We start from the raw sequence: 8089 nt of genomic DNA on the forward strand, positions 1-8089 counted from the left end.
CTCGGGTTTCGGGGGTCGAGCCCCGGCGACTGGTGTCAAGCCTAAAGCGTGAACTCGGGAGAGCTACTCGCCCTTGGCCTTCGCGATGATCTCCTCGGCGACGTTCCGCGGAACCTCGGCGTAGGAGTCGAACTGCATCGAGTAGCTTGCGCGACCCGAGGTCTTGCTGCGGAGGTCTCCGACGTAGCCGAACATCTCCGAGAGGGGCACGAGGCCCTTCACGACGCGAGCGCCGCTGCGCTCCTCCATGGCCTGGATCTGGCCACGGCGGGAGTTGATGTCGCCGATGACCTCACCCATGTAGTCCTCGGGCGTGGTGACCTCGACGGACATCATGGGCTCGAGGATGGCCGGCGAAGCCTTCCGCGCGGCCTCCTTGAAGGCCTGCGAACCGGCGATCTTGAACGCCAGCTCGGAGGAGTCGACCTCGTGGTAGCCACCGTCGAGAAGGATGACGCGGACGCCGGTCATCTCGTAGCCGGCCAGGATGCCGAACTGCATGGCCTCCTGCGCACCCGCGTCGACCGAAGGGATGTACTCCTTCGGGATGCGGCCACCGGTGACCTTGTTCACGAACTCGTACGTGGCGTCGCCGTCCGTGATCGGCTCGATCGCGATCTGCACCTTGGCGAACTGACCGGTACCACCGGTCTGCTTCTTGTGGGTGTAGTCCACGCGCTCGACGACCTTGCGGATCGTCTCGCGGTACGCGACCTGCGGCTTGCCGACGTTCGCCTCGACCTTGAACTCGCGACGCATACGGTCGACGAGGATGTCGAGGTGAAGCTCGCCCATACCACCGATGATGGTCTGGCCGGTCTCCTCGTCCGAGTGCACCTGGAAGGAGGGGTCCTCCTCCGCGAGACGCTGGATGGCGACACCCAGCTTCTCCTGGTCACCCTTGGACTTGGGCTCGATCGCGACCTGGATGACCGGCGCCGGGAAGTCCATGGACTCCAGGATGACCGGGTTCTTGTCGTCGCACAGCGTCTCACCGGTGGTGGTCTGCTTCAGGCCCATGACGGCGACGATGTCGCCGGCGCCCACCGAGTCGATCTCCTCACGCTTGTTCGCGTGCATGCGGTAGATCTTGCCGATGCGCTCCTTCTTGCCCTTGACGGAGTTCAGCACCGCGGTGCCGGCCTCCAGGCGACCGGAGTAGATCCGGACGAAGGTGAGCTTGCCGAGGTGCGGGTCGCTCGCGATCTTGAACGCGAGGGCCGACAGCGGCTCGTCGTCGGACGGCTTGCGCTTGACGACCAGCTCCGCGTCCTTGACGTCGTGGCCCTCGATGGCCTCGACGTCCAGGGGGGAGGGAAGGTAGCGCACGACCGCGTCGAGCAGGGGCTGGACGCCCTTGTTCTTGAACGCGGTGCCACAGAAGACGGGGGTGACCGTCTTCTCGCCGCCACCCTTGCCGGAGGCAATGGTGATGCGACGGACGGCGGCGTAGAGCTGCTCCTCGGTGGGCTCGACGCCCTCGAGGAAGAGCTCCATGAGCTCCTCGTCGTTCTCGGAGACGGACTCGATGAGCTTGCCGCGGTACTCCTCGGCGAGCTCGGTGAGGTTCTCCGGGATGTCGACGACGTCGTACATCTCGCCCTTGGACGCGTCCGCGGACCAGACCAGGGCCTTCATGCGGACGAGGTCCACAACACCCTGGAAGTCCATCTCGGCGCCGATGGGCAGCTGCATGACGATCGGGACCGCGCCGAGGCGGTTCACGATCATGTCGACGCAGCGCAGGAAGTCGGCGCCCGTACGGTCGAGCTTGTTGACGAAGCAGATACGCGGGACGCCGTAGCGGTCCGCCTGTCGCCAAACGGTCTCGGACTGGGGCTCGACGCCGGCCACACCGTCGAACACGGTGACAGCACCGTCGAGCACGCGCAGCGAACGCTCCACCTCGACGGTGAAGTCGACGTGACCCGGCGTGTCGATGATGTTGATCGTGTGATCGACATTCTCGAGCGGCCAGTGGCAGGTCGTCGCGGCGGACGTGATCGTGATGCCGCGCTCCTGCTCCTGCTCCATCCAGTCCATCGTGGCAGCGCCGTCGTGGACTTCACCGATCTTGTAAGAGACACCGGTGTAGAACAGGATCCGCTCGGTGGTGGTCGTCTTGCCCGCGTCGATGTGCGCCATGATGCCGATGTTGCGCACCTTGGCAAGGTCAAGCGAAGTGGTAGCCATATCGGCTCAGTCTTCTCTCGGTCTCGATGTGGGTTGCGACTACCAGCGGTAGTGCGCGAAGGCCTTGTTGGACTCGGCCATCTTGTGCGTGTCCTCACGCTTCTTGACAGCAGCGCCGAGGCCGTTGGAGGCGTCGAGCAGCTCGTTCAGAAGGCGCTCGGTCATGGTCTTCTCGCGACGGGCGCGGGAGTAACCGACGAGCCAGCGGAGGGCCAGCGTGGACGCGCGGCCCGGCTTGACCTCGATCGGCACCTGGTAGGTGGCGCCACCGACACGGCGGGACTTGACCTCGAGGGACGGCTTGACGTTCTCAAGCGCGCGCTTCAGCGTGATGACCGGGTCCTGGCCGGTCTTCTCGCGAAGACCCTCCATGGCGCCGTACACGATGCGCTCGGCGGTGGAACGCTTGCCGTCAAGCAGGATCTTGTTGATCAGCGAGGTGACAAGAGGAGAGCTGTAGACCGGGTCGATGATGACCGGGCGCTTCGGGGCGGGGCCCTTACGAGGCATTCTTACTTCTCCTTCTTGGCGCCGTAGCGGCTGCGAGCCTGCTTACGGTTCTTGACGCCCTGCGTGTCGAGGGAACCGCGGATGATCTTGTAGCGAACACCCGGCAGGTCCTTCACACGGCCACCACGCACGAGCACGATGGAGTGCTCCTGCAGGTTGTGACCCTCACCCGGGATGTAGGCCGTGACCTCGATGCCCGAGGTCAGACGCACACGCGCGACCTTACGGAGGGCCGAGTTCGGCTTCTTCGGGGTGGTCGTGAACACGCGCGTGCAGACGCCACGACGCTGAGGGGAACCCTCGAGTGCGGGCGTCTTGTTCTTCTCGACCTTGTCCTGCCGGCCCTTACGGACCAGCTGCTGGATCGTAGGCACTACTTCTCCGGTTTCTGTGTGCCGTCGGTGAAACTAACCTGGAACATTCGCCGACCCACGCGGTCGGGTGTGTCGAATTCGCGGACCTCCGCCGAAGGCGGAAAAGGCGCGGATCACGGTGGCCGTTTCGCGGACTCGCCGTGCGGCGGAAGACACGCACGGGAGCCCAGGCACACCCCAGGCACAAGGCATGAGCGTACCTATCGCATGGACTCCGGTCAAAACAAATGGCCACGCACGCGCAGCCCCGGGCGCGCCGGGACGTGCCGGATCGCCCGGGGGATCACCGCGAGAGCCGCCTGAAGGGGGTCGCCGGGACGGGCCCGGCGACCGGGTCCGTCCAGGCGGGTGGCGGTCAGTCGCGCGCGGTACGCCTCGCCTCGACGGCCGCCGCGTCGTCCAGGCCCTCCTCGGCGGGCTCCAGGAACTGGTTCACGACCTTGACGAAGACGCCCAGACGCTCGTCGGGCACGCCGAGCCAGCGCGCGAAGTCCTCCATGGTCGGCTGCCAGTCGTTGGGCGGCAGCAGGTCCGCCGCGAGCGGCAGCTCCTCGGGGGTGACCCGGCCGGACCGGATCAGCATGTCCCGGACGGAGACCCCGAGGAGCGGGGCGATCCGGCGCATGGTCTCCAGGTCGGGCATGCTCTGCCGCTGCAGCAGACGGGTCACGGCGGCGCGGTGCACCCCGGCCTCGTCCGCGATCCGGGACTTCCCGCCGCCGCGGGGACTGTCGATGTCGTATCCGCGCGCTCTCATCAGGCCTTCGACCCAACCCGCGAATTCGTCGAGCCCTTGACTGGTCATGTGTACCGCTCCCTCACTCCCCACCCTCCGGAGGCCTCACCTTAGCGTGCTTGCGCGCACAGAATTACGTGCTTTCGGGCACGCAATCGTGTCGAATCGATGAAGACCTGGTCGGGGCATCCCCATAAGTTTGTTGCGCGCTCGCACGCAACGTGTAAGGCTGCTCATCGCCGCACTCGCCGGCCCCCTGAGCACCAGAAGCCCCACCGGCCCCATGGGCGCCCCGGTGGCCCCGGACCGTGGAGAAACCTCTTGTTCCCGACCGACCCGTCCCCCTGGCAGGCCTCCGCCGCGTGCGCCGGCCTCTCCCCGTCCGTCGTCTTCGCCCGCCGCCCCAAGGACGCGGCCCCGGCGCTGCGCGCCTGCGCCGACTGCCCCGTCCGCCGCGAGTGCGAGGCGGCCGTGGCCCCGGCCGAGAGCTACTTCGACGGCGTCTGCGCGGGCCGCCTGTGGCGCAACGGCCGCCCGGCGGACGCGGAGCGCGTCGCGAAGGCGGTCGCGCTTGCGGGGAGTCGCCGCCGTGGCTGACCTCACCGCCAGCGTCGCGAGCCCCCTGAGCAGCGCGAGCGCCCCTGACAGCCCGACCCTCCCGAAGAGCGCGAGCGTTCCGGACCCGGGCTCTCCGAACAGCGCGAGCGCTGTCGAGCTCGTGCTGCGGGACATCGCCCTCTGGACCGCCTCCCTCGTACGGCAGTTTCCCGAGCTCTCCGAGGAGCTGGCGCCCGGCCGCCGCTCCCCCGCCGGGACCGCCCCCACCGCCCCGCACCCCGGCCGCGACGAGCTGATCCGCGAGGAGCGGCGCGAGGCGCTGCTCCTCGAACAGCGGCACGGCCTCTCCGTTCCCGGGCACGGCGCCGCCCCGATCCGGCTCCACATCTCCGACGCCATCCGGGACATCACCGACGGCGTGGTCGAGCTGGAGGAGGCGGTCTGCGCCCGGCTCGCCCTGCCGCGGCCGCGCCGGGCCGGGGTGATCGAGCGGCTCCGGCGGATCGTCGGCCTGCTCGACGCCGTCGCCGCCCACCCGGTCCTCGCCCGGCACGTCCGGGACGAGATCCGGCGGATGGCCCGCCGCTGCGCCCGGACGCTGGGTGACGCGGAGACGATCGTCCGGGTCTCGGGGCGCTGCCCGTGGTGCGACTCGGTGTCGCTGCGGGCGTTCCCCGACCGGCGCGCGGTGCTGTGCGTGAACCCGGCGTGCGTGTGCACGGACGCGGCGTGCGGCTGTCAGGACGACCCCGCGTACCGGCACCTGTGGCCGGAGAGCGAGTGGGCGGAACTGACGGAGGCCTCGGGGACCCGTACCGAGGAGATCGAAGCGGCGATGGACGACACGAAGGGGACCACCTCATGCTGAGCTCGCCCGCGATGCCGGCGCTGTCCGGACTGCCCGCGCTGCCCGCGCTGATCCCCGGGCCGCTCGCCGCCGAGGAGGCCGGGGTCGCCCCCGCGACGATCCGCAAGTGGGTGCAGCTGGGACACCTGCGGGCCGCGGGCAAGGCGGGCCGCGCCCAGCTCTTCCGCCTGGAGGACGTGTTCGCGGCGGAGCGGCTGGCCCGCCGCCGTACCCGTACGAGTACCGCCTGACCGACCGCCTGACCGTTCGTCACCGAAGCGCCCCGAGTCCGGATCTTCCGGACTCGGGGCGCTTCGTCATGCCGTCACGCCGTCACGTGGTCATGCCGCCAGGAAGGCGTGGAGGGAGCGGACCAGGGTGGCGGCGAAGCGCTCGCGCACCGGCTCGGGGACGCGGTCGAGGGAGAGGTAGGGGTTGAGGTCCTCCAGCTCGACGAGGAGCAGCTCCCCCTCCGGGGTGCGGCAGGCGTCGACGCGCTGGATGCCGTGGTCGAGGGTGTTCCAGTCGATGAAGCGGCGGGCGAGGACGAGGTCCTCGGCGGTCGGTTCGTACGGCTCCAGGATCCAGCGGCGCTCGGGGTCGGGGGCGTACAGGGCGTACTGGAAGAGGTCGTCGACGAAGTAGAAGGAGACCTCGTACCGGAAGGGGACGCGGGGCTGGACGAGGAGCTCGTCGTAGACGAGGCCGGGGAGCTCCTCGGGCGGCAGGAAGCGCAGTCCTATGGAGTCGGCGCCGGCCTTGGGCTTGACCGCGTACTCCGTGGCGGCGGGCAGCCGGTGGAGGTCCTCGGGGCGGTCGACGGTGGGGATGACGGGGTACCCGGCGGCGGTGAGGTCGAGCAGGTACTGCTTGCCGGCCATGTCACCGCGCCCGTGGAGCGGGTTGTAGACGCGGGTGCCGAGGGCCAGGGCCCGCGCGCGGAAGGCCTCGTACTCCTTCTCGTAGGCGAGGACCGGGCCGCTGTTGCGGACGACGACGGCGTCGAAGCCCTCCATGAGGGCGGCGGCGTCGAGCGGGTGGCAGAGGGCCAGGTCGAAGTCGGCGCGCAGCCGCGCGGTGAGGTGGATGTCCTCGTCGCCGTAGCGCCGTCCGTTGGCCGGGTAGGCCAGGTCGGTCACGTAGAGCAGGCGGGGGCGGTCGGCGGTCACGGTCGGCTCCCTCGGTTCGGTGGCGGCCAACCTATCGAGGGGGTGTCCCCGGGGGCCGGGCGGATCCGGGTCCGTCCCTGGTGCGGGTCGGGGTCCGTCCCTGGTGCGGGTCGGGGTCCGTCCCTGGTGCGGGTCGGGGTCCGTCCCTGGTGCGGATCCGGGTCCGTCCCTGGTGCGGGTCGGGGTCCGTCCCTGGTGCGGGTCGGGTGGCGGATCCCTCCAGGGGTTCCGCCACATCCCCTCACCGTTCTAGTTGCGTGCGCGCACGATCGCTGTCACAGTTGGTGCAGCGGCGGAGCTGCGCCCGCAGGACGGGACGCGGCTCCGCCGTCCGCCGTCCGGGTGCGCTGCCGCGCCCCGCCCCCTCCCGCCGGAGCGCCCCGGGCGGCACCCCGTCCCGCCATCCCTCCCCTCCCCTGAGGAGAACCGTCATGACCACTCCCCCGAGTGCGTTCCCGGACGTCGAGAAGCTGGTCGTCGACGTCCTCAAGGCCGACCCCGCCCTGGCCGGCGCGACCATCGCGGTCAACGCGCCGGCCGGCTTCGACGGCACGCAGAGCGCCGTCCTGGTGAACCGCCGCGGCGGCGCCTGGATCGGCGACCTGCACGTCGACATGCCGCTGATCGAGTTTGAGGTGTACGGGCCGACCAAGAACGCGGCCCACGTCCTCGCCAACGCGGCCCGGCGGTGCCTGCTCGCCACCATCGGCAAGCAGATCGGCGCCGACAACGTCGTCCACGACGTGGAGGAGCAGGACGGGCCGCGCTGGCTGCCCGACTACCTCTACCGGGGCGCCAACCGCTACCTCTGCGTGATCCGCCTCTCCCTGAGCGTCTTCTGAGCCGCTCCGGCTCCCTGACGGCCGCTCACCCCACAGACCAGGCCTCGCCGTCCGGCGGGGCCTTTGCCGTACCCGGGTCTCACGCCCGGGGCGGTGCCTTCACCCCATCACAAGGAGAAAACCACCATGGCAGGAAACAACTCGGCCGAGATCCGCGTCGCCGGCACCGGCAAGCTCTACGTGGCCAACGTCGGCACCGCCGCCCCCGCCTTCGGCGCCGGCGAGCCCTCCGCCGACTGGACCGGCTGGACGGACCTCGGCTTCACCACCGGCGACGGCGTCACCTTCTCGAAGAAGGACAAGCTGGAGGCCATCGACTCGTGGCAGTCGGTCTCCCCGATCCACTACATCTACTCGGCCCGTGACCTCTCGCTGAAGTTCTCCATGCTCCAGTTCAACGAGAACACGCTGCCGTTCTTCATGGGCGGCGGCAAGGTCGAGGCCGACCCGGCCGCGCAGGCGGAGACCTACAAGTACGAGATCGCCGAGCGTCCGTACGCGGATGCCCGCGCCCTCGGCCTGGAGTTCACCGACGTCAAGGCCGGGAGCAACACCGCGGTCACGTACCGGTTCATCATCCCGCGCGGCCAGGTCACCGCGTCCGACGACATCAAGCTGGCCCGCAAGGCGGCGTCCACCCTGGGCATCACCTTCAGCGCCATGTCGAACGCCGACGGCAAGCCGCTGGCGACCTTCCTCATGAAGGACAGCCAGTACTCCGCGACCGTCTGATCCTTCTCCACCCGGGGCGGGGGGGGCCCCCCCCCCCCCCCCCCCCCCCCCCCCCCCCCCGGCCCGCCCGCCCCCCCCCCCCCCAGCGGGCGGGGCCCCGGGCCCGCGAGGCCAGACGCACGCCCCCC

Annotated in this window: 10 protein-coding genes; 5 read left to right on the forward strand and 5 right to left on the reverse strand. The window is 69.9% G+C overall.

Features of this window, described 5'->3' with window-relative positions:
• Positions 1-63: 63 nt before the first annotated feature.
• The 4 genes from fusA to ACWFR1_RS02370 all read right to left on the reverse strand — a co-directional run bounded on the left by fusA (position 64) and on the right by ACWFR1_RS02370 (position 3882).
• Positions 64-2193 carry an elongation factor G gene (gene fusA / locus ACWFR1_RS02355; protein ID WP_453545541.1) on the reverse strand — a complete coding sequence of 710 codons (2130 nt, stop codon included), beginning with the start codon at positions 2191-2193 and terminating at the stop codon, positions 64-66.
• A 39-nt stretch (positions 2194-2232) separates the two neighbouring features.
• On the reverse strand, positions 2233-2703 hold the full coding sequence (rpsG, locus tag ACWFR1_RS02360) for a 30S ribosomal protein S7 (protein WP_024755400.1): 471 nt from the start codon (positions 2701-2703) through the stop codon (positions 2233-2235).
• Between the two features lie 2 nt (positions 2704-2705).
• Positions 2706-3077 carry a 30S ribosomal protein S12 gene (rpsL, locus tag ACWFR1_RS02365; protein ID WP_003948652.1) on the reverse strand — a complete coding sequence of 124 codons (372 nt, stop codon included), beginning with the start codon at positions 3075-3077 and terminating at the stop codon, positions 2706-2708.
• Positions 3078-3432: 355 nt separating this feature from the next.
• Entirely contained in the window at positions 3433-3882 is a 450-nt protein-coding gene (locus tag ACWFR1_RS02370) for a helix-turn-helix domain-containing protein (protein ID WP_453545544.1), read from the reverse strand.
• Positions 3883-4134: 252 nt separating this feature from the next.
• Here ACWFR1_RS02370 and ACWFR1_RS02375 point away from each other — a divergent pair, with 252 nt between their 5' ends.
• The 3 genes from ACWFR1_RS02375 to ACWFR1_RS02385 all read left to right on the forward strand — a co-directional run bounded on the left by ACWFR1_RS02375 (position 4135) and on the right by ACWFR1_RS02385 (position 5469).
• Positions 4135-4410: a WhiB family transcriptional regulator gene (locus tag ACWFR1_RS02375; RefSeq protein WP_453545546.1), complete on the forward strand. Its 276-nt coding sequence runs from the start codon at positions 4135-4137 to the stop codon at positions 4408-4410.
• Between the two features lie 121 nt (positions 4411-4531).
• Positions 4532-5239, forward strand: coding sequence for a hypothetical protein (locus tag ACWFR1_RS02380; protein WP_453545775.1), 708 nt, complete (start codon positions 4532-4534; stop codon positions 5237-5239).
• The gene (locus ACWFR1_RS02385) at positions 5233-5469 is read left to right on the forward strand and encodes a hypothetical protein (protein WP_453545548.1); all 237 of its coding nucleotides are present in this window, start codon (positions 5233-5235) and stop codon (positions 5467-5469) included. The genes ACWFR1_RS02380 and ACWFR1_RS02385 overlap by 7 nt, the downstream gene beginning before the upstream one ends.
• A 90-nt stretch (positions 5470-5559) precedes the next feature.
• Here the strand turns inward: ACWFR1_RS02385 and ACWFR1_RS02390 are convergent, their stop codons facing one another.
• The gene (locus ACWFR1_RS02390) at positions 5560-6387 is read right to left on the reverse strand and encodes a hypothetical protein (RefSeq protein ID WP_453545550.1); all 828 of its coding nucleotides are present in this window, start codon (positions 6385-6387) and stop codon (positions 5560-5562) included.
• 431 nt (positions 6388-6818) lie between these two features.
• On the opposite strand from ACWFR1_RS02390, the gene ACWFR1_RS02395 reads away from it, so the two are divergent.
• On the forward strand, positions 6819-7229 hold the full coding sequence (locus ACWFR1_RS02395) for a hypothetical protein (RefSeq protein ID WP_453545552.1): 411 nt from the start codon (positions 6819-6821) through the stop codon (positions 7227-7229).
• A gap of 126 nt (positions 7230-7355) precedes the next feature.
• Positions 7356-7961 carry a phage tail tube protein gene (locus tag ACWFR1_RS02400; protein ID WP_453545554.1) on the forward strand — a complete coding sequence of 202 codons (606 nt, stop codon included), beginning with the start codon at positions 7356-7358 and terminating at the stop codon, positions 7959-7961.
• The last annotated feature ends 128 nt before the right edge of the window (positions 7962-8089 follow it).

Source organism: Streptomyces sp. NPDC055103 (assembly GCF_053607625.1).